Here is a 26,460-nt window from a genome sequence, read left to right as displayed (position 1 = left end):
GGGGGAATGCCCCCGGGATGGGAAGGACTGCGATAAAAACCGTTTTATTCAGTAGTGTTACTTTCGCTTGATTCACCACCTTCTTTTTCCTGCTGAATACGCAGGTATATTTCTTCGCGATGAACAGATACGTCTTTTGGAGCGTTTATTCCTAAACGAACCTGATTACCTTTAACACCTAAAACCGTGATATTCACATCATCACCGATGATGAGTGTTTCACCAATACGTCGAGTCAAAATTAACATGACTAAAAATCTCCCTAACCAGGTAATTATCTTTTTTCCATAGAACGCTTCCATGGTGCTCGCGATAATTACAAATAATACAAAAATTAAACAAATTTTACTGTTCGCTTGTTATTCTACACAGTAATTATTAACGGAATATTAAGAAACAAGGAATAAATGATCAAATTTTACGCAAACATTAGATTTCATTAGAATGAACTTTATCTTCTTTAAGCAGATTCAGCAGAACTTAAAGCTATTCAGTACTTCCTAAAAAACGACTTGCCTAAAATTAAGGAAACCCATAATAACTGTAAAAAATATTAATCCAAGACATTGTTACTTTACCTTTTCATGACAAAATTTTCCATAATGCTTAAAAGCTTATTTTCCAACAGCCATCGTTAAATTCTCTTCAGGTTTACCGGCTTGAAATTTAAGAGCAAGCAAAAGTAAAGGTAAGTAAGCCAGTAACATTCCTGGAAAGCCAGCAATATAATCCTTACTCACTAAAAGAGCCAATGGTAATAACCAAACAAAATTGATCATTAAAACGGCAAGTGTGACAGGCAAGTGTTTCCCAAAATATCTTGAAGCGTATTGATAAGCATGACTGCGATGAGCTTCAAATACTTTGGCTCCAGATAATGCCCGACGAACTAAAGTCATCGTAGCATCAACAATAAAAACACCTAAGAGGATCAACCAACTCCAAAAAAATTGAGATTGAATGTTTGCGCTCTTAATAGATATGATTCCTATGGAAAATCCCAAAAATCCACTTCCGGCATCCCCCATGAAGATTCTTGCTGGAGGAAAATTCCAATATAAAAATCCTGCCACCGCAAAAGCCAAAACCAAAGGCAAAATGGCGTCATTCGCCGCTCCTTCAAGCCAATATAAAAGAGCCCCTCCGACACAAACAGAAACAGCCTCAACACCTGCTATTCCATCAATACCATCCATAAAATTATATAAATTGAGCAACCATACTAAATAAAAAGCCACAAAGACATTCAATATAATCCCTTGAGGTAAGTTCCATCCAAGAATGGAAATGGCAGGCATGCCTCCCAGATAAAAAAGAGCAATGGCACTGGCAGCAAAATGACCTGCAAGACGCCATTTTGCTGAAATATTTTTACGGTCATCCACAAAACCTAATACAGCAACAAATAGTCCTGAAGTTAATAAAGCTGTGGTTAATTTTGCATCAAGAAATCCTTGATAATATAAAAAAGGAATAACTGCTATAAAAGAAAACACGAAAGCGAGACCGCCACCACGCGGTGTGGGTATACTGTGTGAGCTGCGATGATTTGGAATATCGATAATATTCCGAGCTAAAGCATAATGCCTCAAAAAGCCGGTCAAAATTAAAGATAGGATAAATACACCTGTAAAAAATAATGTCATAGTATACCTTCGTGACGCAATAAAGACTGGATGATACAATTAAATCCCATTATAAACTTTTTCTGTTCTGTAGCAGCGAATAACTGCTCCCAGCCTTGAGCCAGAATAAACCGCGCTATCTCATGGTCTATATTGATATCCCGTCGTAAGCCATAAAGATTCGAAAAATTAAACATCGCACTATTATACCTTTTGAATACATCAAAAACGACCTCTTCTTTCCAAGTAAGCTTATTTAATGTCAGTTCGATATAAGAAAAAAGACGTTGTTTCTTGTGTCAAACTGGAATATTTTCCTAGCCCCTGTATAAAAAGCTTGGCTTTTTTACTATAAAAACATGTCGGTTAATGGATTCAAAATGATTCAAAATAATGTTATGTTTAGCAAAAAATCTCGGATGGGTTAGCATGAGGCATTTATCTGAACTTCTTTCATGGCAAAATCTGCAAAAACAAGCACAGTCATTTGCCCTACCCACAATCAATGATTTAAAACATCATCAACCAAAACAAACGCGCTTTAATACCAATGGCATTACCTTGGATTTTAGCCGACAACGTCTAACAGAGACGATTCTTGAAAACCTGCTTGATTTGGCCAAAGAATGCCGTTTACAGGACAAGATTCATGCTTTACTGAATGGGGAAAAATTAAATATTTCTGAAAACCGCCCTGCTCTTCACACAGCTTTAAGAGTGCCTGAACATACCGTGCTTTCTGTCGATGAGAAAAACATTATCCCCGAAATTATTGCCACAAGAGAAAAAATACAGCACATTGCCGAGAAAATCAGACATAGAGAGTGGCTTGGTTTTTCCGGTAAAGCGATCAAAGATATTGTTAACATAGGTATGGGCGGCTCGGACCTGGGCCCTCGTTTTTGCATTAAGGCACTGGCTGAATTCTCCGATAAGGATTTAGGTTATCATTTTGTGTCAGATGCCGACCCTAATAGCTTTAAACAGGCAGTCAACGGACTTCATCCTGAAACAACCTTATTTATTATTTCTTCAAAATCCTTCTCTACTGAAGAAACACTGTATAATGCCAGAAAAGCCATAGCATGGCTGGGAAGTCCACAACACATAGATAAACATTTCATTGCTGTGACAGCCAGAAGTGATAAAGCACATCAGTTTGGCATCAGGAACGTATTACCCATATGGGACTGGGTAGGCGGGCGTTATTCCATGTGTTCAGCCATCAACTTAATTACAGCTATCGCTGTAGGTTTCGAACATTTCAATGAATTACTTGCAGGAGCTCACTACATGGATGAGCATTTCCGCAAAAATGAACTCAACGAAAATCTGCCTGTGTTACTTGCCTTGATAGGAATATGGAATATTAATTTTTTACATATTCATAATCTACTCATCCTCAAATATGCTCAACAATTGGAGTATTTAGTACCCTATATTCAACAACTGGATATGGAGAGCAACGGTAAATCCATCAATACGCAAAGCATGGCCATTAATTATGCCACAGGCCCTATTATCTGGGGTGGTCTCGGAAATCAGGCACAGCACAGCTACTACCAGTCACTTTGCCAGGGCACACATAAAGTTGCCGCTGATTTCATCAGTCTTAAATCTTTTAACGGTGAACTCATCAATGATCTCTGCGAGGCCAACATGCGCATTTTAGCACAAGGCGTTCATAGTGAGAACAATCCAAATGGTTACATACCAGGAAATGTTCCCATCAATCACCTTACTCTTGACGATTGCACTCCGTTTAATATCGGCGCTTTAATCGCCCTTTACGAACATAAAATTTTCACTCAAAGCATCATTTGGGGTATTAATCCTTTTGACCAGCCAGGAGTTGAGAGCGCGAAAAAAGCGTTTAATATAAATCATACAGTTGAAATGGTTAGTTAAGTACAAAAAAATGGCATTGAAAAATTATAAGCTGGTTTTTTAATTAACTTCTTAATTAAAGCCATTCTTAAGTTTGTGAGTAAATTTGTAAAATACGTTTAAATTACTAATAATTGAGTCAACTCGTTAAAAGAATTAGTTTCAATAATATATCTGATAATTTTTTCTGTCGCCTCAATCTTAAAGAAGTTAGAAAATATATCTTTTTTATGAAAGGTTGCCTCTCGAGGCTGATAAAGGTATCCAGCATTTTCAGAACCCTGATAATTTGGACAGATTTATGCGGCTCAGACTCCAGATGTCTTTTTAATTCCCTTGCCTGATCCATTAATCTTTTTGAGCCAAGACGAGCTTGAGTCCATTTCTTATATGGATTTTTAAGTGCCCATAAAAGATTTTTCCAATAAGATCTTGCGCCAACGCTATTATTATCATGTTGACGATAACGAATTAAAGGTTCTGAAAGGAAAAAAAGCTTTCCTAGAATTGACGCACATAACGCAAGCCACCAGTCATGCATGATCATTTTTTCCGGGAACGGAAGAGCTTTTTCTAATAGCACTCGATTAACTGCAGAAGTACAGCCAGTTACAAAATTTTGAACCAATAACGTATTGATAGCTCTCTTACCTGGATGATGTAATCCCTGATATCTTAAAAAAGAATCTGCTATTACCTGATTATTTTTATCAACCACAGTAAGATCAGTATGTAGCATAATTGGAGCATGATCATATTGCGCAGATAGTTTTACAAGCGAATTATACATAACAGATAGCTTGTTAGGTTCCCATATGTCATCCTGATCTGCAAAGAAAACATAATCAAAATCCCACTGCATTGCGTTTTCCACTAGCAAAGCGAAATTTTTTTGTGGTAATCTCTGAGAGCCAAAATTGTCTTTAATTAACTTAATTCGAGCATCTTGTTTTACAAAATCATTTACGATAGTAACAGTTTCATCCGTAGAACTATCGTCTCTTATCAAGAGTATCCATTCTGACATGGTTTGCAGCTGTATACTGCGAATTTGTTCTTCTATATATTCACTACCATTATAAACAGCCATTAAAATAAAAATTCTGCTTTTTGCTGGCAACTCCTCATTCATTAAACATCATCCTTCAATCAGCAATGGAAATTAACTTTTTTTATTTACTAGATACACATTTTTAAGAAACTCTATCATTTTATTGGGTAAAAAATTCTTTGCCATTTTTTTTAAATAACTGGAACGTAACAATAAATGAATGATACGATTTTGTATTGGATTATATATTATACTGGAAGTCAGTTTTTGGAATATAGAAACATCCACAGAGATAATCTCTCCTTTGCCTGGATTTATTTCTTTACCAATAATTTCATAAAATTGTCTTACTCTGTCATTAAAAGAAAAATTTTTACAAACAAGTTGATTGCATTGTTTTACAATAGCTAAACGCTCTTCTTCGTTTTTAAGAAAATAAGAAACTTTTTTCCTTAGATCAGATTCATTTCTATAAAGCGGAACAGGCATATCCTTACCGAAGAGACGAAAAAGATCAGAATTCTCACGATAATTGGATATCAATAAAGCACTTGAAGCAAGAATGTCATAAACTCTATACGGTAGTCCATCAACAGCTTGGATATGAGGTATATTTACTGCAATTCTGGAGCGCTGATAAAGTGTTGCTAATTGCTCTCTTGTTTTTATAAAAGTATCAAACTGAAAAGCATGTAAAAGTCGATTTGAATACGGACCAACATTTAACCAATTAGAGGTACCGTACAATTTTAAACCTAAATCAGCAATTGCATCCAGCAATCGAAACCTGGTGCTGCTGGATATAGTATTAGCAAGCAGTCCTTTGAATTTATAAATATCGATATTTTCTTTTTTAAGAAAATCAGCAAGACTATAAGCTTCAATTTTTTCAGACAAGTCCAAGTCATAGTTTGATTCAATATCTTGCATTAATTGTATAACAGACTGAATCAAAGCCGGTTCGTGGCTGTATTTATTAAAAAGTTCATTGATGCGACCACAATAAAAAAGAGTTCCTATAAAAGAGACATTAATATCCTTCTCAATTTCTGTTTTAAAATCATGCAAATTAGTCGCAAATGGAAGAAAAAATACCCTGTTTTTCAAAACGGGATAAATCGTTTCAAGACGATTAACATTTTTATGGGAGGAAGTAATCACATAGTCTTTCTTGCAAAAAAGATCACTATGATCGCCACCATGATGGAGAAATGGAATACGATCCACCATCCAAGTAATAATAGGACATTCCAATTCTCTCATCATCATTTTGGTAATGCCACCTCGATTAGTAGTAAAAACAAAATCAGGATTAAGATCATTGATAAAATTAACTAATTTTTTTTCACAGATGGAAGGATGTAAATGAGTTGAATTAAGATTGGGAATTAAGTGATTGGTAATGATCAAGTGCAACCGAACAGGATATTGGGCAAATGCCTGAATCAACTCGTACATGTAAGATCCTAGCTCACCATCTCTTGCATAGGTATGAATAATCGCAACCACATTACGCATGTCCTTTCTCACTTTTCCTAATTAAATTCTCATTGTAAAACTTTATAGACTCTGCGGCCGTTCCTTTAAACACAATGGTTCCTTTATTTAAAACAATCGCCTTGTTGCATATCTCCAAAATTTGCTTTTCTTGATGGGAAGTAAAAATGACGATTTGACTGCATTCAATCATCTTCAATATACGTGATTTTGCTTTGCGCACAAAAGCTTTATCTCCTGCAGCAAAAACTTCATCTAAAAGAAGAATTTCAGGATTTAGAAAAGATGAAATGCTAAAGGATAAACGAGAGCGCATCCCGGAAGATAAATTGCTCAGAGGCTGATCCTTGAATTCCTCCAATTCGGCGAATTGTAAAATTTCGGGCTCTAAAGTGATAATCTTTTCCCTTGGTATATTGAGAATTGCTCCGTTAAGATAAATATTTTGCCTCACGGAACTACCAGGCTCAAATCCTGTACCCAATTCAAGCAAAGGCACCAGATTTCCCTTACGACGAATTGTTCCTGTTGATGGGGCGTAAATCCCTGCGATAGCTTTCAGCAAAGTGGATTTCCCCGCACCATTTTTACCCAATATTCCCAAACGATCCCCTTGCTTTATTTCAAGATCAATATTTGAAATTGCCCTAAATTTTGTCAAGGTATTTTTCGGTTTCTTTCTTTTTATAAAAGAGACAATATCGGATTTTAGGGATGGTTGTCCATCATGATATTTCAAAAAATCTATTGATAAATTTTCAATACTAATATAAGCAGTCATACACGATATACCAAGCGCCGATCATATTTTTGGTGGATATATAAAGCAATACTAAATAAAAAACACATTAAGAAGAAAGGCTTGGCAAAATATAGCCACTCAGCTTGATGACCAAAATAAATAGCTTGATGAAATAATCTTACAAATTGATAAAAAATGTTAAATTCGATTAAATAACGATATTTTTCGGGTAATACGGACACTGGAAATATAATAGCAGACAGGTAAAAGAGAGGTTGCATTACAACACCCAATATATATCTTATATCCCGAAAATATACAGTTAATACACTAGTGATGCTTGCCACCGCAACAGAAAACAAAAACGTCAAGGCAAGTGCTGCTGCTAAATACAATAGGTTGGTATGAATGTGAAAATGAAAGGCTAAGGCTATTAAGTGTAAAATGATTATTGCAGCAAAAGTGTTAATCAATTCCACGGAAATCGTTACAATGGGAAAAATAATTTTAGGGACATAGACCTTGCGGATAAATGAACGGTAAGTCAAAATGGACTCACTACCTCCAATAACAGAAGTGCTTATCATACTCCAAGCGAGAATCCCGGAGAAAAGATAAAGTATATAATTCTCCATACGAAAGCGTATGATAAGTGGAAAAATAAGCGCAAGACTCAACATATGAAAAAACGGATTAAGAAGAGTCCAAAACAACCCTATATAAGATCCTCTATAACGCTTGCTTAGCGCCGTCCAAAGTAATACAACAAATAACTGCCGCTTATTAAAAAACTCCTGGATTAGTCGTTTGACTCCTAAGATAAACCCACTATCCACTTCATGATAAATTATTTCTTGGCTATTCAATTAGACTCCTCTTTATATAAGATAAATAAAAGGAAATAAAAATTTGCCGTAACATAGAAGCCTTATATTTAAAAGGAATTCCGGGCAAATGACAGAGCGCTATTTTTAATCTTTGTTTGTGGTTCCAATTAAAATTTTCCTTTCTTCTGCACGTATTGTGCTGGTGTAATCGGTATGCGCTAACAGGATAATTGATAAAACCCAATAATTTTTTAGAAGCCATGCGAATATAAATGTCCCAATCCTCTATTGCAAATTTTTCATTATAATATCCAATATGCTCATACAAATCCTTTCTAACCATCAATACTGGACCAGGAACCGACCAGTTATTAATGATTTCATGGAGTAAATCATCTTCCTGCAAGAATTTACTTAAACTAGCAGAATATAATTCTGTTAGGCCGCTTTTATAGATTAGCTTATTATCCTCATCAACAACTATACAATCAGCAAAAACAGCCCATTTATTATGATGTTGCTCCAGATACTCCACACGTGTATGAATACCCCCATCCAATAGAAAATCATCACTTGCAAGTGAAACCAAATACTTCCCTGAACATGCCCTTACTAATTCGTTGATGGTTTTTGTTAAACCTCGATTTTCTCTTGCTTTGAACATTACAGGGAAAGATGGTTTATTATGCTCAAGCCATTGCCTAATCACTTCAGCCGTCCCATCAGTAGAGCCATCATCTATAATTATCAGCTCTTTATTTGGATAACTATCATTCAAAACACTATCAAGACAAGCGGTGATGTATCGTTCATGATTATAAGCGGGTATACGGATAGATACTTGAGGCAAAGCCATGTTAATCCTTTTATATATATAGTTATATGACCAGCTTAACCATTATTTTAAATCAGAGCGATCTTATGCCGTTTGGCATAATTCTCCATTGAGATACTGTTTGATCCGGGCAATGCTGTTTAACTCAGCAACTTTTTCTTCGGGAATTTTAATTCCATATTTCTCCTCAATACCTAACAGAAGAGTAAACAGCTCCAAAGAATCGATGCCAATGTCAGAAAAATTGGATCGTTCATCTATCTCTTCGATGCTAACGGTGGTGTTCAGACCTTTAACCAAAGATAATATCTCTTCACTTGATATTGTCATATCACTTCCTTTTTAAATTATTAGTAATTAATTATTGTGCCGAGTTAATATAGTACCTGCCCAGGAAAGACCCACACCAAAACCGGAAATAAAAATAGTTTTAGGGTCATTTGGAATCATTGCCAAGCATAATGGTAATGAAGAAGAAACTGTATTACCATATTCCGCTGCCATAAAGGGTACTTTCGCTTCTGGCAAGCTCAGTCGTTTGATTAAAGTATCTATAATATAAAAACTGCCTTGATGGAATAAAAATAAATCTATATCTTCTGGCGTGAGTTGGTTTTTTTCCAATACATCAATGACATTCCGGGGGACTTCGGTTGCGGTGAAATTAAATACCGCTCGGCCATTCATTTCAATTAAGCCACTTTCAGAGTTAATATTTATTGCTGTAGCCTGGCTACCATCTGAGCCAAAGCAGAAATTTCCAATCGTCCATTTTGGGTGATCGCTTAGCAAAGTTGCTGTAGCCGCATCGCCAAACAACAAGGAAGTATTTTTATCGTTATGATTAATTCTCTTGGAATAAGGATCTGCAGTGACAAGAATACCCTTTGTGAATCCATTCACCATCATAAAACCTTGCAAGACTGATAGACTATACACATAACCTGAACAACCAAGAGATACATCAAAAACTGCCGTCTGTTTAGGGAGATCCAATTTCCCATGAACAATAGCCGACGTATGTGGAAGACCTAAACCATCTGGATTTTGAGTACATACGAGCATACACTGAATATCTTCCTTTAAAAGTTCAGTTTGCTGCAATAATTGCATTACGGCTTTACAACACATATCCGAAGTATTTTCATTCGCCTTTTTTCTGGCGACCTTTAACATCCCTGTTTTAGTTTGCAGAAAAGATTCTGGAATATCAAAAAACTCAAGCCTCTCAAAATTATTGATATATTCGTCAGGAAGATAGTAACTAATATTCTCTATTCCAATCATAAAGCAACCGATGAAAAATAAATGAACCCTAAAACATGATTATCTGCGTAAATTTTTGATTTAATCAGTTTATTGTGTAAATTATGTGTAATCTCTACAGAAAGATTCTCCTGAGCCACTACATTGCTTTGCAGTTCAACCCCTGTGAATAACCATTTTACTTTAGTCAAAGGAAATAATATAGAAAGTAAATACTTTTTCATAGAAACAATTGTCTCCATAAACGAATATGGAGAAACAGATCGATAAAAAATCTGCTTATCCTGAATCTCGCACTGGGAAGTGATGATATCTTCATTGAACTCATAACGCTCATAATGTGCAGGACATTCTTTCTGCTCCATAATCTCAAACCATTGATGTTTCCCTGCAATGTAAAATGATCCTCTAAGTGTACCAAGGAAGGTAGGTGCAATATCATAAATATTTAATAAGCAAGATGGATTTCGCAAAAAACCATGCACCGACATTTTAATGTGTTGAAGTTGCGAAGAAGCAAAATGGTTTAGTATTGCATTAACCATATCAGATCCCTGCACATAATCCCTATTTCCTTTAAAGGGAAAAATTAAAGATGCTTCTTGTACAATACTATTCATCGAGCTCCTCTTTTTCTTTTAGTGTATTCCATCATATTAAAACAATGTTTAATTGCAAAACTGCCAGAAACCCGTTCACCTTCTTTTAGATCTTCAACAACTACACTACCTGTCTCAATACGTACCTTACTGTCAATTTTTAATAAATTGCCAATAGTGGCAGAGGGGCCTATCCATACATCATCACCAATCTGTGTATAACCTGAAATCTGTGCATTACCAGTAATAATACAACGCTCGCCAATTTTGCAGCCATGACCCACGTGAGCTTTGACACTGATAATAGAGTTTTTACCTATTGTTGTGAAATCGGTATGTAAGGATTTTGAGATAACGGCCCCAGCTAACACTTGTACACTTTCTTCTAACAATACCCCACCTGCATGAAGTACGTTTAACAACTGGTTTTTATATCGTTTGTAAAAATGACCGGAAGCACCTACTACGGCATTAGGACCAATCACTGCATTGTCTCTTAAGATACTGCCCGACAAAATAATAGCACCCGGCCCAATTTCTACATTGGGACCTATCCAAACATAAGGATCCAAATAGGCGGTAGAATGAACACGGGCACTGGAATCAATAAAAGGGGTCAATCTTGGCTGCATTTTGCAGTTGCTTACCAGATGATTATGTAGCGTGTAAAAAGCTTCTTCCGGCTCCTTTAAAACCACAAGTCCTTTACCAGGAGAAACCAAATCAGCAAACTCAACAGTTGTCAAAATACTACTGATCGCATCATTCCTATTAGCTTGAATCAAATATTTTTTTGAAGCAGCAAAACACAAACTGTTTGGTTCTGGTGTGTTTGCAAATTGAGTTTGTGAAAAAAAACCTTCTCGGGAAACTTCCTGGAAAAAATTAGCTAATGAATACATGTTCCCTCAACTCTTATGTAAATCCTCAAAAGGAATAATAACCTTTTGCTTTTATATGACATCTTCTGCGCACAAACAAAATCCATCACTACAACAATCCATATAAACATCAATTATATATAAGATTTTTTAAAGGATAAAGGCTTAATTGATTTATGAATTTATTTATAGTGGGATAACAAATTAAGGGAGGAGGTACATTCTAACAGAAACAATTATACTGTATCTTTAGCACTGCCTATAAAATTTAAATTTGTTTTAAGACATTATTATTCAAAGCATTTCGAATGTCATTAACATTATTCCACATTAATACATCAAGAATAGAAAGATTAGGCTCGTAGATATAACCAGGAGTGTTGTATTTAAATTCTGAAAACTCAATAAAGTATAAAGATAAACTTTTTTTTAGAAATGCTTTTTTATTAAAAATTTCTTTCCCGCTAACGGGATTAATATATTCAGTGGCGCCAAGCTTATCACTAATGTAAAGAGCCCAATCACCTGCTTGCATTTTAAGAGGATAGTCTAGGGAAAGATCTGAGCAGACTTGATACAAAAAAGGGATATCAAGATAATGGCAAACTTCTTGTAAAGCATTAATATTTAATGAAACTAAAGAGTTATTTTTAACATTGTTAAAAACACGCTCAATGATATCCACCACCTGATAATAATAAGGTGCTTTTTTTTTATAGTGCGATATCTTACCCAGCATAGAACGTTTAGCTTTTGACAGATCAAGTATTTTAGCTTCTGCAATTTTAATTGAGGTGGAAGAGTTTGCAAGCGGAATAGTTATATATTGCCAGCCACTTTTGGGATGGAGAATACGATTGCGATTTATCCATGTCCTAGGCGTATATTGTGTAATATCAAAAACCACCCATTGATCTACTGAGGCAATTAATGAAAAATGCCCCAGATAGGGGAAAAAATACGGTTGCATAATTGCTAATCTCAACAATGAACTCCTTTAAAAAAAGATATTAATTGATGTCGTGATTCATACGCTCTTTCTATGATTCCGCAAATTTTTTTAACTGCATCCTCAGAAACTCTCTGTCCTATGGGTAACTGCATACAGGATTCACATAGATATTCGGTCACTGGCAGACGCAGGCTCTTATTTTGTAAACCATTATTATATTGTGGTAAGTGATGCAAAGGCGGGTAAAAATAACGTCTTGAGGCAATGTTTTCAGCATTCAGTAACATAACTAATTTATCTCGAGACAATCCGAATATTTTTTTATCGACTTCACAGACAACATATTGATAATTTGAAAAAGTTACCCCTTTAGGTTCTATTAACAGTATTCCTGGAATTTTTTGTAAGTACTGTTTATAAAGCTTAAACAAATGATAATTATTTTCCTGGTTTTTGGGAAATTCTTCAAAACTCATTAATGCTATTGCAGCTTGAGCCTCAGACATTCGTCCATTCGCTGTTTTAACAACCGGGACAGGTATACCAGCACCATAACTACTTCGAATGTTTCGTAATCGCGCTGCGAGTAAATTATCATTTGTACAAACACATCCACCTTCTGTAGCACTTAATATTTTAGTTGCATGAAAAGAGAAAACCTCTAACTCACCAAAATTCCCTATTTTTTTTGTTCCAATAGAACATCCAAAAGCATGCGCCGAATCAAAATAAAGCTTTAAATTATGAGATGAAGCAAACGCTTGTAATTTAGAAATATCACACGCACCTCCCCACAAATTTACACCCATAATTGCTGTAACATTTTCATCCAAAATATGTTCAATTTTTTCCACAGACATTTGATGAGTATGTGGATCAACATCACAAAAGACAGGCTCGAGTCCAGCCCAACTAAGCGATTGAACCGAAGCTATGAAGGTATATGCAGGAACTATCACTTTCCTTGTGAGCTCCAGAGCCTCAGCTGCCATAATTAATCCAATTGTTGCATTTGTTACACAAATTGCATGTTTTACTCCGAGATATTCTTGTAACTTTGCTTCAAATTTCTGAACTAACGGACCATGATTTGTATAATAACGGCGTTCAAAGATTCCTCTCATTGCAGACTCATAACGTTGCCAGTCCGGGAAGTATAATTGACCGACGGGTAACTTTTTTTTAAAAGCAGGAGGACTTCCTAATAATGCAAATTTAAGTTTATGCATGTCATCTACTCATATTTAATTAGTGTTATTAATAATTTTATTAAGCTCTATCGTAGAGAAATTTCAAAAACAATATTATTTTTTCAATATCGTCACATGTTATAAAATCACCACATGGTAACAAAATGAACTTCTTTGCCAAATTGTCTGTTATTGGAAGTTCAGTTGAAATATATGGATAATTCATAGCCTTTTTATGTAATGGAGGTGAATAATAAGCGCGTGCTAAAATGTTTTGATCATTTAATATTTCAACCGTCAAATCACGCTCAAAAGGCCAATCATCTAGAAGCTCTATAAGAATATTTTTATAACTTGTAGGGTATGTTTCATCGAATTCAACCAATCGAACTCCAGAGATTTCTTTTAATCTTCTTTTATAGTATTCATAGCGAATTTTGTTATCAGAGATTAATTTTTCTAAATTATCTAAATTTGCTAAAGCCATAGCAGCATGAATTTCATTAAGTTTCGCATTCATTCCCCCTGAAAAGATAACATCATCTTGACCGGTAAAACCAAAATTACGCAATGCCGATAATTTCTTAGCTATCTCAGCATTATTTGTTGTAATGTACCCACCCTCAAAGCCATTAAGCAATTTGCTGGCATGCAATGAAAAGCATTCTACATCACCGAATCCTCCAATTTTACCTTGTGAAGTTGATTCATATACCGATTCAACAGAATCAAATAAAACTGGTATATTATATTCTTCTCTAAGATTAAGTATTCCTTTCACATCACAACAATTAATAATTGGGTGAACTGCCAAAATGAGGGACGTTTCAGAATTAATGCACTGACGAACCGTTTGTTCGCTCATCGCAAGCGTTTGCGGATCAACCTCACAGAAACGAGGTTTCAAACCAACCCATGCAGCAATATCAGCCATACGACGATAAGTTAATGAAGGCATTAATATCTCTTTCTTACCATTGATAGCAAGTGTTTTAATCGCTAAAACAATCGCCCAGAATCCACTACAAAAAACGCGACAAAATTCAGTTTTATGAAACCTGGCTAGCCTTTGTTCTAATTGTCGAACTAATACACCATTGTTTGTGTAGTGTCCTTCTGCATAAAATAAATTTGAATATTGAAGAAAACTGATAAAGTCAGGTTGGGCAAGGCTCGAAGTTGACTTTGGCACGGAGAAATATTTATCGTTTCCTTGTTGAGCCAGAAATTTTACATCTTTTTTTATCATGGAGCGATCCATTCTAACTCCTAATCCTTTATAATTTCTAATCTTCTAAACAGAGCCAGCAAATTGCTCGAGTTTTGTACCTTTAATTTCATTCATACAAGCAGAAACAATTTGTGGGTCAAGATGATCTTCCCATTTTTCTTTTAACTCTCTTTTTTTAAAAACGCTATGCTTATGATTATCATGATAACTCTGGGAAAGATTAATAAAATCAATAGTTTGATTTTCTAAAATAATTCCTGCATAACTGAAAAGTTTTTGTATACAAGGTATCGGATTTTTTACTAAATCCTCATAACGTATAATCATATGTTGTTTTGGAAACTGTTTGCTGAGTTCTAATGCTGTTTCGCAAACATGTTTCCAATCATCAAATCCCCAAAACTCACCAAAACCATTTTTGCGACACTGACCTGTTTTCCACTCATTAAGAGGATCTGCTGTCTCTGGAAACTCATGAGGATTACTTAGCCAAGAATAAATGACAGCACAGGGATGTCGCACAATATGAATAATACGTATACGGTTATGAAGCCTCAATAAATGAGGAATCAAATTATGAAACCTCGTTGATTTAATCACAAGATAATCAGGTTCTGCTTTTTTATTAATAAATTTTGGCACTAGTCCTTTGGATCTTAGGTGATGTTGATCGAGATATTCTGAATTTGTAGAGTAAACATTCGAAAAAAGCTCCTCCCATTCATCTAACGTACTTTTTTCATTTAATAAATTCTTAAATTCATAGGAAAATAGGGGGCAAAATTTTAGCCTCACATCTGGAGAAGACGCAAAAATCTGTGAAAGCCAAGTAGTTCCCGAACGCGGCATGCCAGAAATCCAAATTACATTTTTGTATTTTTTATTCATTTTTTAAAAGTACATCATATCGATAATGAGAGGCATAATAATTAGAAGGCATTTTTTTAATAATAATTTGCCATCCACATGATTCCGCTAATGAAACAAATTCTTTTTGTGTACGCCATATACCAATAGGAGAATCGGGCACACTCTCTATACCAGGCACATAGGTTTTATCAGAGAAAAAGCTATCCATTTTTTCCTTATCCGGACAATTTCCAATAAATACCCTTTTTAAATTAGGAAAATTATTTTTTAGGTAAAGTAACATTTTTTCTGCTTTATTGTACTCAAGATAAGCAAATGAGCCGTAACATAAAGCTTTGGTATATTTTTGGGGCATAATGGGGTTTTGGCAGAAATCAACTACATCCTGAAGAATATAACTAATACAATTGTGATGCGAGGATTTAACAAAATTATTTCTTGCAATAGAAATAAGGTATTCAGAAAAGTCTACCCCAGTTCCTCCCTTACAGGATTCAAAAAGCAAAAAACTTAAGGCTCCATTTCCGCAACATAAATCCAAAAGAATATCTTCAGTTTGAAGTTTTAATCCTGTAGTAACTGCCTGGACAATCATTTTAATCTGTTCTTCTGAAATGGGTTTACCGTTAACTGTACGTTTTACCTGTCCCCAAAAATCATCCGGTTTGCAAGTTTTAGGGTATTCCTTATAAAACATAAATTTTTCATTACTCATTTATAACCTGCATAAGAGATGGCGCGGTTAGTCTCAACAAAATAATATAAAAAAATGTGATACAATGTCAGCATAAAAACAATTGAACTGCTAGTTCATATTTATTCATTAATTGGCCCAAGAATAATTTTTTTCATGAAAGGAGAGGAAGATCGATATTTTTGTAAATAAATTAAAATTTTATATTTAAGAGAAACTGAGCTTTTTAACTTTTCTTCTAATATTTTATTTGCATTTGATTTTTGTTCCACAATATTCCTCGACCATATCCCACGACCTGTTACTCTATAACAACTCATTACCTCCGGAATATTATGCATTTTTCCACCTTGTAAAAGCATCATGTGTTTAAGCATCACATCACCATATGCAAAATCTTTTTTAAAAGCCGGGGGGAAAAAGCTATTTTTTTTGATAAATATATTGCGCCAAACAATACCTGATGGATGGACATAAAATGAATATTTATTTTTTAAAAGCCTTATATCCAGATAATTCCATGAGGATTTGGATGGTTTAATCAAGCTGCTTTTACCAGTTAACTCGTTTTTAAGAACCGTATTACAACTACAACCTACAAAATCAGCATTATTATCCAGAAAATTTATTTGTTTATTTAATTTTTCATGGCTTGTCCAATAGTCATCTCCTGCCAATAAACACCAATATCTGCCTTTTACTGAAGGGTTGTGGTATAAAATTGCTTTTTTTCCGGATCCCATATTATATGGATTATGATATACTTTTATTTTATCTGGATATTGAGCTGCATAGTGCTCTAAAATGTCGGCGCTTTTGTCAACTGAAGCGTCATTTATACAATGTAATGTATAGTTATAGTTGGTTTTCTGCATTAATACACTTTCAATCGCGTCAACAATTGTTAATTCATGATTATACACCGGCATTATGATACTTATATCTTCGATTATAGTTTTTTTCATAAATAACAATAGAATAGAATATTTATATCTTAAATCGAATTATACTTAGTTGTTGTCTTATTGCAATTTGTTTTACCTTGGGACACCTTCAGGATCAATAATTATTGTTAAAAATAAATAATTTTTATTAAATTATTCCAAACAGCTCCTAAAGCATGCTTCCTATTGTAGAAAAAATAAAGTCAGTACCATTAAATAAATCCAGACTGCAGGTAAAGGGGAAATAAATACACGAAACCTGAATCTTGCACCCTAGCGAATTATAAATATAGCGGTGCACTAATTGAAAAACAGATTTAGAGATATTGAAAATGAATCATTATCTTCTATTAGTACAATATCCAACAGAGGTTAAAAGCATTGAATACCAATTCCTTCGAATGGGCAATTATAGGCGCAGGACCGGCTGGCATTGCGGCTATTGGAAAATTACTGGATAGCAATATCGCACCGGAAAAAATTTTATGGATAGATCCTTATTTTAATGTGGGAGATTTAGGAAGATATTGGAAAAATGTCTCTAGTAATACCACCGTAAAACTATTCCTCGATTTTTTAAAAGCTGTTAAATCTTTTGCTTTTGATAAAGCTCATCATGATTTTGCATTAACTCATTTAGCTCAAGATGAGACTTGTACACTGAATTATATTGTTGAACCCTTGCAGTGGATTACCGATCATTTTCGCGAAAAGATTGCGAACTCTCAGGATTTTATTAAAAAATTAAATCGCACAAATGGTCAATGGAGAATTCAGGGGGCATCGAATTATCAAGCTAAACAAATCATTCTCGCCACAGGAGCAGAGCCAAAGCAATTACATCATTCAGACATAGAAACAATTTCTTTTAAAGACGCCATTAATAAAAACAATCTGTCTAAAATTGTAAATCAAAATGAAACATATGCTGTATTCGGTTCATCTCATTCGGCTATCATGATCATCCATCATTTAATGGAGCTTAATGTTCATCAGGTCATTAATTTCTATCGCTCTCCCTGCCGTTATGCCATTGATATGGGCGATTGGATATTATTTGACAACACAGGCTTAAAAGGAAAAACAGCAGAATGGGCAAAAACAAATATTGATGGTATACAACCAGATAATTTGAAGCGTTATATTACCAACGAAAACAATATTATTCACTATTTACCTCTATGCAATAAAGCTATTTATGCCATTGGCTTTGAAAAACGAAGAACTATCAGCATTGATGACTATGAGCAGCCTAGTTATCATTCAAGACTCGGTATTATTGCCCCCGGTTTATTCGGTTTGGGAATTGGTTATCCTGCGATAAAATCAGATCCATTCGGCAATATTGAAGAGCAAGTAGGCTTGTGGAAATTTGTAATTTATTTAGATAAAATCATGCCGCTGTGGTTAAAATATCGTATTTAACGTGGCTGGACTTTGGATTTTTTTAAAAGCATTCTGAAAATTGCCGTCTTTGCGAACGAAGTGAAGCAATGACGGATTATTAACCATCAAAAAATGGCTAAAGTCGGGTATTAATGAATTTAATAAAAAGGAATTTTGGCATGCTAAGCCATTTAGAATACCTTGAAGCAGAAAGCATTCATATTCTTCGCGAAGTCGTTGCCGAGGCAGAAAATCCGGTGATGCTTTATTCCATTGGTAAAGACAGTTCTGTCATGTTGCATTTGGCTTTAAAAGCTTTTTATCCTTCAAAGCCTCCTTTTCCTCTGCTGCATGTAGATACGACCTGGAAATTTCGCGAAATGATTGAATTTCGTGATCGTGTCGCTGCCAAACATGGGCTTGAATTGCTTGTTCATATTAATGAAGAAGGGCTTGCCGAAGGTATTAATCCTTTTACTCACGGTTCTGCAATTCATACTGATATCATGAAAACCGTTGCTTTAAAACAGGCACTCAACAAATATCAGTTTGATGCAGCTTTTGGCGGAGCTCGCCGTGATGAAGAAAAATCACGTGCAAAAGAGAGGATTTTTTCTTTTCGTAATAAAGATCATCGCTGGGATCCCAAAAATCAACGCCCTGAACTTTGGAGCCTATATAATACTCGTAAACACAAAGGTGAAAGCTTAAGGGTCTTCCCATTATCCAATTGGACAGAGCTTGACGTATGGCAATACATTCACCAGGAAAAGATAGAGATTGTCCCTCTATACTATGCTGCTATGCGGCCGGTGGTTGAACGCGATGGTGCACTGATTATGGTCGATGATGAACGAATACCTCTCGCAAAAGGAGAAATACCCCAGATGCGGCAAGTACGTTTTCGTACACTGGGTTGCTACCCCTTAACAGGCGCTATTGAGTCCAGTGCCGATAGCTTACCAGCTATCATTGAAGAAATGCTGCTGAGCACCTCTTCCGAACGTCAGGGGCGTGTCATTGATCATGATGCATCTGCCTCAATGGAGAAAAAAAAGCAAGAAGGATATTTTTAATGCATGACCGTTCAGTTATAGCCAAAGACTTTACCGCTTATCTTAATACGCTGGAAAATAAAAGTCTCCTGCGCTTTATCACCTGTGGTTCTGTTGATGATGGTAAATCCACCCTTATCGGCCGGTTGCTGTTTGAGTCCCACATGATTTATGAAGACCAGCTTGCATCGCTGGTTTCTGACAGCAAACGCTATGGAACGACGGGTGAGGAAATGGATTTTGCGTTGCTGGTAGATGGACTGGCCTCAGAACGTGAACAGGGCATTACCATTGATGTGGCCTATCGTTTTTTCTCTACTGACAAACGAAAGTTCATTGTTGCAGACACTCCAGGCCACGAACAATACACCCGTAACATGGCCACAGGTGCCTCAACAGCAGAATTGGCCATCGTCATGGTTGATGCGCGCAAAGGCCTCCTGACACAAACAAAACGACATAGTTTTATTGTGTCCATGCTGGGCGTTAAACACATTGTCCTGGCCGTCAATAAAATGGATTTACTGGATTATGATCAAACTGTATTTGAACGTATAAAAAATGAATATCAGCAATTTGCCCAATCCATTGAGATTAAATCGATTCAGGCTATCCCTGTATCAGCTCTCAAAGGTGATAATATTGTCACGCCATCATCACACACTCCCTGGTATCATGGTCCAGTTTTAATCCAGTATCTTGAAGATATTAACGTTGAGTCCGAACATCAGAACAAGGCATTCAGGATGCCTGTACAATGGGTTAATCGTCCCCACGCCGACTTCCGCGGTTTTGCTGGTCGTGTATCTTCAGGAGTAATTACTATAGGTGATCCTGTTCTTCTGTTACCTGGTGGAAAAGAAACGGAAATTACCCGAATTGTTACTTATGACGGAGATTTGAAGCGGGCAGAAACCGGTCAATCCATTACTGTTCAGTTAAAAGATGAGATCGACGTTTCGCGCGGAGATGTAATGGCATGTGTCAAAAGCCCCTGCCAAGTGGCCGATCAATTTGAAACCCAACTACTATGGATGTCAGAACATCCCATGATAGCTAGCCGGCAATACATTATAAAAACAGGAGCAACAACAGCATTATGCACGCTTAATAAGCCAAAACATCGAATCGATGTGAACAGTTTGCAGCATTTGGCAGCAAAAGAACTGACACTGAATGAAATCGGTTGCTGCCATATTGCTATTGACCGAGCCATTGCCTATGAGACTTATGATAAAAATCGCGACTTGGGAAGCTTTATTCTCATTGATCGTATGAGTAATGAAACCGTTGCAGCGGGTTTAATCCAGTTTGCTTTGCGCCGTTCTACTAACGTATATGAACAAGATTTACTGGTCAATCAAGAAATGCGCTCAGCTATTAAGGCACAAAAACCACTTGTAGTATGGTTTACAGGTCTATCCGGAGCAGGAAAATCAACCATCGCCAATCTTGTTGAATATCAATTAAACTCCACTGGCAAACATACCATGCTGCTTGACGGAGACAACATTCGACATGGCTTAAACAAGGACTTGGGATTTACAGTAAGTGATCGCGCTGAAAATATACGTCGCATTGCTGAAGTTGCAAAACTCATGAGCGAGTCCGGACTCATCACACTTGTCTCATTTATCTCTCCCTTTGCTGCTGAACGTAAGATGGCAAGAGAATTAATAGGTGATCACCAGTTTCTGGAGGTTTTTGTAGATGCACCATTAAGGATTGTGCAGGAGCGTGATGTTAAAGGTCTTTATCAAAAAGCCAAATCAGGAGAAATAAAAAACTTTACGGGCATTGGAAGCTCCTACGAAGTTCCGGAATCCCCCGATTTGATTCTAAATACCGTTGAACTGAATGCCAACGAGGCCGCAGCTAAACTTTTACAGCTTATTAAGGAGAAGATATAATGTTTTTAACTCAAGCTCTTCTCGATGAAGTGATTAAAATCGCTCAAAAAGCATCCGACACTATACTCAAGTTTTATCATGAAGGGTTTGATCATTCCGTCAAATCCGATGGCAGCCCATTAACCCAGGCCGACATAGCCTCTCATGATATCATTACTCATCTGCTACAGAAACTTACCCCAGACATACCCATTATTTCTGAAGAAAACATGAGTATTCAATTATCATCAGAACAGAAAAAGCAATCCTTCTGGTTGGTTGACCCCTTAGATGGCACAAAAGAATTCATCAACCGTAATGGTGAATTCACTGTAAATATAGCCCTTATTGAACAGAAAAAACCGGTTCTTGGTGTTATTGGAAGTCCTGCACAAAAAACAATATATGCTGGAATACTTCATCAAGGCGCTTTTAAACTTGATGCCAATCAGACAAAAAAATCCGTTTCTGTTCAAACCTATATTGAAGGAGATTTATATGTCGTAGGAAGTCGTTCTCACAATAATGAGAAAGCCATGAAAGATTATCTGGCCAATTATCCAGTCACCCAATATATTCCAACTGGCTCTTCCTTAAAGTTTTGTAAAATTGCAGAAGGAAGTGCTCATATCTACCCTCGATTGGGACGCACAATGGAGTGGGATACGGCTGCAGGACATGCGGTATTGAGCGCCGCTGGTGGACATGTAGAAACACTTGATAGTGCTCCATTAACCTATGGGAAAACAGGTTTTGAAAATCCGCATTTTATTGCTAAATCACAAATGATGTTTAACTAGAAATAAATGGAATTATCTTATAGCTTAGCTGGAGCTTTTACCGGCTTTATCGTCGGTTTGACAGGCGTAGGTGGCGGAGCCTTAATGACACCTATTTTACTGTTATTTTTTGGGGTAGCGCCAGTCACAGCCGTTGCAACCGATCTCTGGTTTGCCACCATTACTAAAATCGCTGCTCTAATCATTCATCACAGGCAACAGCAAGTAGACTGGCAGATTGTGCGTCGACTTTGGTACGGAAGTATACCAGCCGCCATTCTTGTCGTTTTCACTATTATATCCAGTCAATTGGTCACAATAAACTCGCATTGGCTGACATTTATCGTTGGCTTGGTTATCTTAATTACAGCTTTGGGATTAATCCTGAAACCCTGGTTAAAACCCAATGTTTTAAATTATAGAAAAAGCCATTTTCAATCCTGGAGAATATATCAACCGCTACTTACCATACTTTTCGGAGTAGTATTGGGAATTTTGGTTACCTTAACCTCTGTAGGAGCCGGTGCTCTTGGTAGTATTATCCTGCTTTATCTATACCCCGTCCGCCTAACACCACATCAATTGGTAGGCAGCGACATTGCTCACGCTATTCCCCTTGCCCTGATCGCAGGATTTGGATATTTAATAATTGGTAAGGTCAATTACCATCTCCTCTTTTTATTAATTTCCGCATCCGTGCCTTTCGCATTGTTAGGCAGTTTTATTTCTACACGTTTTAGTCATAGCAAATTGCGATTATGTCTGGCGGTGATTTTAAGTCTTTCAGGTTTGAAGTTGGTTATATCTTGATAAGAATGAAACGATAATTGTCATATTATTTATAAAAACCTATATATCAGTTCTAAAAATAAATCTTTGGCTGTAGTATTCATTTTTCCATCACTAGCAACCTTAAGCCATCTGCCATTTTAACTACCGGTTGCCAATTTAAAAGAAGTTGAGTTTTTGCTATATCTACCTGCAATGAGCCACAGAGCCGTTGAGCCATTCCCTTTTTACCTAATACTGTAGTAACCGCTTTTAACAAACCACTGGGAACAGGTAATAAACGAGGAGGCTTACCAAGCTCATAACTCATTTTTTGTAACAGTTCTGTCGTGGATAAATCATCTCCGTCACTGACTAAAAAAATCTGATTTGAAGCATTAGGATGCCCAACACAACAAATAATCAAATCAATCAAATTATCAATATGCACAAAACTACGTTTATTTTTGAGAGCTCCAAACGGTAACGGTATACCGCGCTTTAACCATTGCAGCATTCTCTGAAAGTTTCCTTTTACACCTGGACCATACACCAAAGGTGGGCGGATAATGACCACCTCTAATCCTGTTTCGGCTGATAATTTAAGTAATCCCTGCTCTGCCTCATATTTTGAAATAGCATAGGCATCGGTTGGATTTACCGGGTCATCGGCTTTAAATGCCTTGCTTTCAGTAGTTTCCTCTCCATTCACCTTAATGGAGCTGATAAAAATAAAACGCCTTACACCCTGAGCTATGGCTTGTTTTGCCAATTGTAAAGTACCATCTACATTGACACGACGAAATTCAGCAAGGGGATCGGAGGCTTTTTCATTCATCACATGGACTCGAGCTGCCGTGTGAACAACCACATGACAACCTTCTACAGCAGGAACCCAATTTGTATTGGCAGAAATATCACTGATGAGGCAATGGTCAACGCATGACTCAAAGACCCTGGTCGTATCTTGTCTTGCTGCAATTCGGATGTTGTATTTTTTTGCTATGCAGGCTTTGACCAACCTTTTCCCTATAAATCCTGTCGCACCCGTTATCAATAGTTTTTCATTCATTTTTTGTCTTGATCCTGTTTAACGGTGTTAACTCGCAGTAGCCAAAGATGTTTTCAAAGCATCCTGGAGTTTCAACTTATATTTATTATTTAAATAATTCCTGAATTTAGTTTCGATATAGTAATGTGAGATTGAAGCAATAATGGTCAGGCTAAGAAAACTGACTATTCCTAAGGCATATGGATTTATCATTAAAGGAAATTTATTTACTATAAAATTATATTTTGTAAGAAGCGTCATAAGCACTAAAGCCTGAAAAGAATAAAATGAGTAACTGATTCGGCCTAAATAAACGAGCGTATTTTGTGTTAACAGTTTATATAGAAACCCCGATGAAAGAGAAGCCGCACTAAAAATTAAAAAAGAATAAAGAGGAACCATAATAAAATTATTAGTCACAAAAGAAAATCCAAAAGAAGGACCTAAGGCAAGATAGATAAAGCCGAAGATAAAACAACAAAAACAAATAAAGTTAGCGCGAGGTACTCGAACACCCCTTGCAAAAAGCAGGCCACAAATTAAACCGATGATAAATTCTGAAACCCTGAAAATCGGTATTGAGTAAAACATAATATTGTTTGCATTATTGGTAAATAATATCCATGAGATGCCTGGAATAGAGGCAGAGAGATATAAAACAGGTAAAGCTGTAAACAATTGTTTATTGGTTAATGTTTTTATATGATTTACTAAAAAAGGGAACAAAACATAAAAAAACATTTCAACTGAAATAGACCAGCTTCCGCCGTTCCATATGTTAAAAAGTTGCGGCATCCATGCCTGAATCATCAGGATGTTAGTAAAAATCACAAACAGATACTTTAAAAGCATCAAATTTGATTCATAAGGAGTTAATGAGATGACCAGCCAGGGAATTGTGACGAGTGCTGCTAAAATATAGACAGGATATATGCGTGTCAAACGACTGAATAAATAATTTCTGTAATTAGAAACGCCTTGATGAAATCGGTAACCAAGCACAAAACCTGACAAAATAAAAAACAATCCCATAGAACAGGCCCCTTCCATTAAAAAGCGCCCAATACCTGGAATTGTACTAATATGCCAATATATTTGCAGATGAAATAAAAACACATGCAAGGCGGCAAAAAAACGTAAACTGGTCACTTGATAAATTTCTTTTTGCATTTATTCTCCATAAATGCCATGTTAAAAAAATCTAATAAAAATTAATTAGGGATGGTAGTATCCATGCTAGCTGCCTTGTTTTCAATATTTGCTTTACTAAAAAGGGCTCCATAAAAAGTTGGCTTTGCCGCTTCCACCAAATTTCTGCTTTTCCCGATATTTCTTAAAGTTGATTTTATTGAAATTAACAATCTTTCCTCAATAAAAACAGTAAATAGATAAGCGACATACAAAACCACAGGCGTTGTTACCAGCAATATTATAAAGGAAGAAATAAATAAGGAATATTGATGTTTAATTGAGTTAGAAATCACACAGGCAAAAGAACAAAGTATCGGGAAATGAATCAGATAAACAGCAAAAGATATCCTCCCGAGAAATCTAGATAATCGGGAAGAAAAAAAATCGCCCAAAATGGGAAGATACAAACTGGCGATAAACAACAACATCAAGAAATAATATTTTGAACGATGAGTAAATATTTTATATCCTAATATTACAGTCATATAATAGTACAAAATCAACAAAGCCAGACACAATACACCCCACATTTGCTTTTCTTTTAACACATATCTTTTTGTTGTGTTTGCATATTTTTTTTGCAAGCAAAATACATCACATATAATAACTCCTACTAGAAATAAAAAGTAAAAACTGGCAAATGCTTGCATTGAATAAGTTAACTTAATTAATAAAATGTAAAGCAAAAATCGTAAATTCCATTTTCCAAATAGTGCAAGAAGAGAAAAAATAATCAGAGAAGCGGTAAATTCTAAATAAATGGTCCAGAAAACAGGGCCAAACACAGCATGACTAGCTCCATATTTAAAAGGAAGTTCAAAGAAAGAGTACTTAAACATCTCGTAAACAGTAAAATGTTTTTCATACGCGCCAAAGTAAGCTTGAGAATTAAACATTAAATTAAATGTAATAAGAATATAAGGTAACAAAAGAGCAAAAAAAACCGGAACAACTAATCTGAAGTACCGGTACTGGGCAGCTTCTTGAAGATAGCGATTGTCTTTTTCCATAAAAAATTTATAGCTTAATGAAAAGCCACTCAATATAAAAAATAAAAAAATAGCCGCTTCACCATCAACCAATAATTGCAGGGGCGTTTTTCCAAAAATTTGATCAAAGAAGTTTTTATCGTTAAGATAAAACAGACCACGAAGGTGGAAAAAATAAACGATTAACGCTGCCCACCCGCGCAGGCCATCAATTACATACAGCCTTCCTTCTTTCATCCACCCTGCCTTATTATCAAATAT

The 26,460-nt window shown here is 35.9% G+C and carries 27 protein-coding genes; 6 read left to right on the top strand and 21 right to left on the bottom strand.

Going from position 1 to position 26,460, the window contains the following annotated elements; translation table 11 throughout:
* Positions 1–44: 44 nt before the first annotated feature.
* From csrA to E4T55_RS13065, 3 genes are all read right to left on the bottom strand, one after another.
* The gene (csrA, locus tag E4T55_RS13075; RefSeq protein ID WP_058500542.1) at positions 45–248 is read right to left on the bottom strand and encodes a carbon storage regulator CsrA; all 204 of its coding nucleotides are present in this window, start codon (positions 246–248) and stop codon (positions 45–47) included.
* Between the two features lie 366 nt (positions 249–614).
* Positions 615–1,646 (bottom strand): MraY family glycosyltransferase, encoded by a 1,032-nt coding sequence (locus E4T55_RS13070; protein WP_058500543.1) that lies wholly within the window; start codon positions 1,644–1,646, stop codon positions 615–617.
* Complete coding sequence (locus tag E4T55_RS13065) at positions 1,643–1,822, bottom strand: hypothetical protein (RefSeq protein WP_058500544.1); 180 nt, start codon at positions 1,820–1,822, stop codon at positions 1,643–1,645. The genes E4T55_RS13070 and E4T55_RS13065 overlap by 4 nt, the downstream gene beginning before the upstream one ends.
* A gap of 232 nt (positions 1,823–2,054) precedes the next feature.
* On the opposite strand from E4T55_RS13065, the gene pgi reads away from it, so the two are divergent.
* Positions 2,055–3,533 carry a glucose-6-phosphate isomerase gene (pgi, locus tag E4T55_RS13060; RefSeq protein WP_058500611.1) on the top strand — a complete coding sequence of 493 codons (1,479 nt, stop codon included), beginning with the start codon at positions 2,055–2,057 and terminating at the stop codon, positions 3,531–3,533.
* Between the two features lie 118 nt (positions 3,534–3,651).
* On the opposite strand, the gene E4T55_RS13055 is transcribed toward pgi, so the two are convergent.
* The 15 genes from E4T55_RS13055 to E4T55_RS12985 all read right to left on the bottom strand — a co-directional run bounded on the left by E4T55_RS13055 (position 3,652) and on the right by E4T55_RS12985 (position 17,076).
* On the bottom strand, positions 3,652–4,644 hold the full coding sequence (locus E4T55_RS13055) for a glycosyltransferase family 2 protein (RefSeq protein ID WP_058500545.1): 993 nt from the start codon (positions 4,642–4,644) through the stop codon (positions 3,652–3,654).
* Positions 4,645–4,674: 30 nt separating this feature from the next.
* Positions 4,675–6,081, bottom strand: a complete 1,407-nt coding sequence (locus E4T55_RS13050; RefSeq protein WP_058500546.1) for a glycosyltransferase family protein — start codon at positions 6,079–6,081, stop codon at positions 4,675–4,677.
* On the bottom strand, positions 6,074–6,841 hold the full coding sequence (locus E4T55_RS13045) for an ABC transporter ATP-binding protein (RefSeq protein WP_058500547.1): 768 nt from the start codon (positions 6,839–6,841) through the stop codon (positions 6,074–6,076). The genes E4T55_RS13050 and E4T55_RS13045 overlap by 8 nt, the downstream gene beginning before the upstream one ends.
* The gene (locus E4T55_RS13040) at positions 6,838–7,668 is read right to left on the bottom strand and encodes an ABC transporter permease (protein WP_058500548.1); all 831 of its coding nucleotides are present in this window, start codon (positions 7,666–7,668) and stop codon (positions 6,838–6,840) included. The genes E4T55_RS13045 and E4T55_RS13040 overlap by 4 nt, the downstream gene beginning before the upstream one ends.
* A complete protein-coding gene (locus tag E4T55_RS13035; protein ID WP_058500549.1) occupies positions 7,661–8,485 on the bottom strand; it encodes a glycosyltransferase in 825 nt (274 codons plus the stop codon). Before E4T55_RS13035 ends, E4T55_RS13040 begins: the two co-directional genes overlap by 8 nt.
* 63 nt (positions 8,486–8,548) lie before the next feature.
* Complete coding sequence (locus E4T55_RS13030) at positions 8,549–8,794, bottom strand: acyl carrier protein (protein ID WP_058500550.1); 246 nt, start codon at positions 8,792–8,794, stop codon at positions 8,549–8,551.
* A 27-nt stretch (positions 8,795–8,821) separates the two neighbouring features.
* Entirely contained in the window at positions 8,822–9,751 is a 930-nt protein-coding gene (locus tag E4T55_RS13025) for a ketoacyl-ACP synthase III (RefSeq protein WP_058500551.1), read from the bottom strand.
* Positions 9,748–10,350 (bottom strand): hypothetical protein, encoded by a 603-nt coding sequence (locus tag E4T55_RS13020; protein ID WP_058500552.1) that lies wholly within the window; start codon positions 10,348–10,350, stop codon positions 9,748–9,750. Before E4T55_RS13020 ends, E4T55_RS13025 begins: the two co-directional genes overlap by 4 nt.
* Positions 10,347–11,231 carry a hypothetical protein gene (locus E4T55_RS13015; RefSeq protein ID WP_058500553.1) on the bottom strand — a complete coding sequence of 295 codons (885 nt, stop codon included), beginning with the start codon at positions 11,229–11,231 and terminating at the stop codon, positions 10,347–10,349. Before E4T55_RS13015 ends, E4T55_RS13020 begins: the two co-directional genes overlap by 4 nt.
* A gap of 247 nt (positions 11,232–11,478) precedes the next feature.
* On the bottom strand, positions 11,479–12,195 hold the full coding sequence (locus tag E4T55_RS13010; RefSeq protein WP_202967180.1) for a WbqC family protein: 717 nt from the start codon (positions 12,193–12,195) through the stop codon (positions 11,479–11,481).
* Positions 12,192–13,391, bottom strand: coding sequence for an aminotransferase class I/II-fold pyridoxal phosphate-dependent enzyme (locus tag E4T55_RS13005; protein ID WP_058500554.1), 1,200 nt, complete (start codon positions 13,389–13,391; stop codon positions 12,192–12,194). The genes E4T55_RS13010 and E4T55_RS13005 overlap by 4 nt, the downstream gene beginning before the upstream one ends.
* 40 nt (positions 13,392–13,431) lie before the next feature.
* Entirely contained in the window at positions 13,432–14,613 is a 1,182-nt protein-coding gene (locus E4T55_RS13000; protein ID WP_115325223.1) for a DegT/DnrJ/EryC1/StrS family aminotransferase, read from the bottom strand.
* 33 nt (positions 14,614–14,646) lie between these two features.
* On the bottom strand, positions 14,647–15,471 hold the full coding sequence (locus E4T55_RS12995; protein ID WP_058500555.1) for a sulfotransferase domain-containing protein: 825 nt from the start codon (positions 15,469–15,471) through the stop codon (positions 14,647–14,649).
* Positions 15,464–16,168, bottom strand: a complete 705-nt coding sequence (locus E4T55_RS12990; protein WP_082636458.1) for a class I SAM-dependent methyltransferase — start codon at positions 16,166–16,168, stop codon at positions 15,464–15,466. The genes E4T55_RS12995 and E4T55_RS12990 overlap by 8 nt, the downstream gene beginning before the upstream one ends.
* Before the next feature lie 101 nt (positions 16,169–16,269).
* Positions 16,270–17,076: a glycosyltransferase family 2 protein gene (locus tag E4T55_RS12985; protein ID WP_245183922.1), complete on the bottom strand. Its 807-nt coding sequence runs from the start codon at positions 17,074–17,076 to the stop codon at positions 16,270–16,272.
* 396 nt (positions 17,077–17,472) lie between these two features.
* Here E4T55_RS12985 and E4T55_RS12980 point away from each other — a divergent pair, with 396 nt between their 5' ends.
* From E4T55_RS12980 to E4T55_RS12960, 5 genes are all read left to right on the top strand, one after another.
* A complete protein-coding gene (locus E4T55_RS12980) occupies positions 17,473–18,516 on the top strand; it encodes an FAD-dependent oxidoreductase (RefSeq protein ID WP_058500558.1) in 1,044 nt (347 codons plus the stop codon).
* A gap of 140 nt (positions 18,517–18,656) precedes the next feature.
* Positions 18,657–19,553: a sulfate adenylyltransferase subunit CysD gene (cysD, locus tag E4T55_RS12975; RefSeq protein ID WP_115325222.1), complete on the top strand. Its 897-nt coding sequence runs from the start codon at positions 18,657–18,659 to the stop codon at positions 19,551–19,553.
* On the top strand, positions 19,553–21,442 hold the full coding sequence (gene cysN / locus E4T55_RS12970) for a sulfate adenylyltransferase subunit CysN (protein ID WP_058500560.1): 1,890 nt from the start codon (positions 19,553–19,555) through the stop codon (positions 21,440–21,442). Before cysD ends, cysN begins: the two co-directional genes overlap by 1 nt.
* Entirely contained in the window at positions 21,442–22,221 is a 780-nt protein-coding gene (gene cysQ, locus E4T55_RS12965) for a 3'(2'),5'-bisphosphate nucleotidase CysQ (RefSeq protein ID WP_058500561.1), read from the top strand. Before cysN ends, cysQ begins: the two co-directional genes overlap by 1 nt.
* 6 nt (positions 22,222–22,227) lie before the next feature.
* The gene (locus E4T55_RS12960; protein WP_058500562.1) at positions 22,228–23,010 is read left to right on the top strand and encodes a sulfite exporter TauE/SafE family protein; all 783 of its coding nucleotides are present in this window, start codon (positions 22,228–22,230) and stop codon (positions 23,008–23,010) included.
* Between the two features lie 79 nt (positions 23,011–23,089).
* Here the strand turns inward: E4T55_RS12960 and E4T55_RS12955 are convergent, their stop codons facing one another.
* From E4T55_RS12955 to E4T55_RS12945, 3 genes are read right to left on the bottom strand one after another with little or no spacing between them, the layout of a single operon-like run.
* On the bottom strand, positions 23,090–24,040 hold the full coding sequence (locus E4T55_RS12955; RefSeq protein ID WP_058500563.1) for a UDP-glucose 4-epimerase family protein: 951 nt from the start codon (positions 24,038–24,040) through the stop codon (positions 23,090–23,092).
* A gap of 27 nt (positions 24,041–24,067) precedes the next feature.
* Complete coding sequence (locus tag E4T55_RS12950; protein ID WP_058500564.1) at positions 24,068–25,189, bottom strand: acyltransferase family protein; 1,122 nt, start codon at positions 25,187–25,189, stop codon at positions 24,068–24,070.
* Positions 25,190–25,230: 41 nt separating this feature from the next.
* Entirely contained in the window at positions 25,231–26,436 is a 1,206-nt protein-coding gene (locus tag E4T55_RS12945; protein ID WP_058500565.1) for an acyltransferase family protein, read from the bottom strand.
* Between the last annotated feature and the right edge of the window lie 24 nt (positions 26,437–26,460).

Origin of the sequence: Legionella israelensis, assembly GCF_004571175.1 — a bacterium.
GTDB lineage: Bacteria > Pseudomonadota > Gammaproteobacteria > Legionellales > Legionellaceae > Legionella_D > Legionella_D israelensis.
This window is presented reverse-complemented; position numbering and strand designations above follow the sequence as displayed.

What these genes read in the sequence shown, in the direction of transcription:
- csrA (WP_058500542.1), bottom strand. Translation starts at nt 248, where the DNA reads ATGTTAATTTTGACTCGACGTATTGGTGAAACACTCATCATCGGTGAT.
- E4T55_RS13070 (WP_058500543.1), bottom strand. Translation starts at nt 1,646, where the DNA reads ATGACATTATTTTTTACAGGTGTATTTATCCTATCTTTAATTTTGACC.
- E4T55_RS13065 (WP_058500544.1), bottom strand. Translation starts at nt 1,822, where the DNA reads ATGTTTAATTTTTCGAATCTTTATGGCTTACGACGGGATATCAATATA.
- pgi (WP_058500611.1), top strand. Translation starts at nt 2,055, where the DNA reads ATGAGGCATTTATCTGAACTTCTTTCATGGCAAAATCTGCAAAAACAA.
- E4T55_RS13055 (WP_058500545.1), bottom strand. Translation starts at nt 4,644, where the DNA reads ATGAATGAGGAGTTGCCAGCAAAAAGCAGAATTTTTATTTTAATGGCT.
- E4T55_RS13050 (WP_058500546.1), bottom strand. Translation starts at nt 6,081, where the DNA reads ATGCGTAATGTGGTTGCGATTATTCATACCTATGCAAGAGATGGTGAG.
- E4T55_RS13045 (WP_058500547.1), bottom strand. Translation starts at nt 6,841, where the DNA reads ATGACTGCTTATATTAGTATTGAAAATTTATCAATAGATTTTTTGAAA.
- E4T55_RS13035 (WP_058500549.1), bottom strand. Translation starts at nt 8,485, where the DNA reads ATGGCTTTGCCTCAAGTATCTATCCGTATACCCGCTTATAATCATGAA.
- E4T55_RS13030 (WP_058500550.1), bottom strand. Translation starts at nt 8,794, where the DNA reads ATGACAATATCAAGTGAAGAGATATTATCTTTGGTTAAAGGTCTGAAC.
- E4T55_RS13025 (WP_058500551.1), bottom strand. Translation starts at nt 9,751, where the DNA reads ATGATTGGAATAGAGAATATTAGTTACTATCTTCCTGACGAATATATC.
- E4T55_RS13020 (WP_058500552.1), bottom strand. Translation starts at nt 10,350, where the DNA reads ATGAATAGTATTGTACAAGAAGCATCTTTAATTTTTCCCTTTAAAGGA.
- E4T55_RS13015 (WP_058500553.1), bottom strand. Translation starts at nt 11,231, where the DNA reads ATGTATTCATTAGCTAATTTTTTCCAGGAAGTTTCCCGAGAAGGTTTT.
- E4T55_RS13005 (WP_058500554.1), bottom strand. Translation starts at nt 13,391, where the DNA reads ATGCATAAACTTAAATTTGCATTATTAGGAAGTCCTCCTGCTTTTAAA.
- E4T55_RS13000 (WP_115325223.1), bottom strand. Translation starts at nt 14,613, where the DNA reads ATGGATCGCTCCATGATAAAAAAAGATGTAAAATTTCTGGCTCAACAA.
- E4T55_RS12995 (WP_058500555.1), bottom strand. Translation starts at nt 15,471, where the DNA reads ATGAATAAAAAATACAAAAATGTAATTTGGATTTCTGGCATGCCGCGT.
- E4T55_RS12990 (WP_082636458.1), bottom strand. Translation starts at nt 16,168, where the DNA reads ATGAGTAATGAAAAATTTATGTTTTATAAGGAATACCCTAAAACTTGC.
- E4T55_RS12985 (WP_245183922.1), bottom strand. Translation starts at nt 17,076, where the DNA reads ATGCCGGTGTATAATCATGAATTAACAATTGTTGACGCGATTGAAAGT.
- cysD (WP_115325222.1), top strand. Translation starts at nt 18,657, where the DNA reads ATGCTAAGCCATTTAGAATACCTTGAAGCAGAAAGCATTCATATTCTT.
- cysN (WP_058500560.1), top strand. Translation starts at nt 19,553, where the DNA reads ATGCATGACCGTTCAGTTATAGCCAAAGACTTTACCGCTTATCTTAAT.
- cysQ (WP_058500561.1), top strand. Translation starts at nt 21,442, where the DNA reads ATGTTTTTAACTCAAGCTCTTCTCGATGAAGTGATTAAAATCGCTCAA.
- E4T55_RS12960 (WP_058500562.1), top strand. Translation starts at nt 22,228, where the DNA reads ATGGAATTATCTTATAGCTTAGCTGGAGCTTTTACCGGCTTTATCGTC.
- E4T55_RS12955 (WP_058500563.1), bottom strand. Translation starts at nt 24,040, where the DNA reads ATGAATGAAAAACTATTGATAACGGGTGCGACAGGATTTATAGGGAAA.
- E4T55_RS12950 (WP_058500564.1), bottom strand. Translation starts at nt 25,189, where the DNA reads ATGCAAAAAGAAATTTATCAAGTGACCAGTTTACGTTTTTTTGCCGCC.
- E4T55_RS12945 (WP_058500565.1), bottom strand. Translation starts at nt 26,436, where the DNA reads ATGAAAGAAGGAAGGCTGTATGTAATTGATGGCCTGCGCGGGTGGGCA.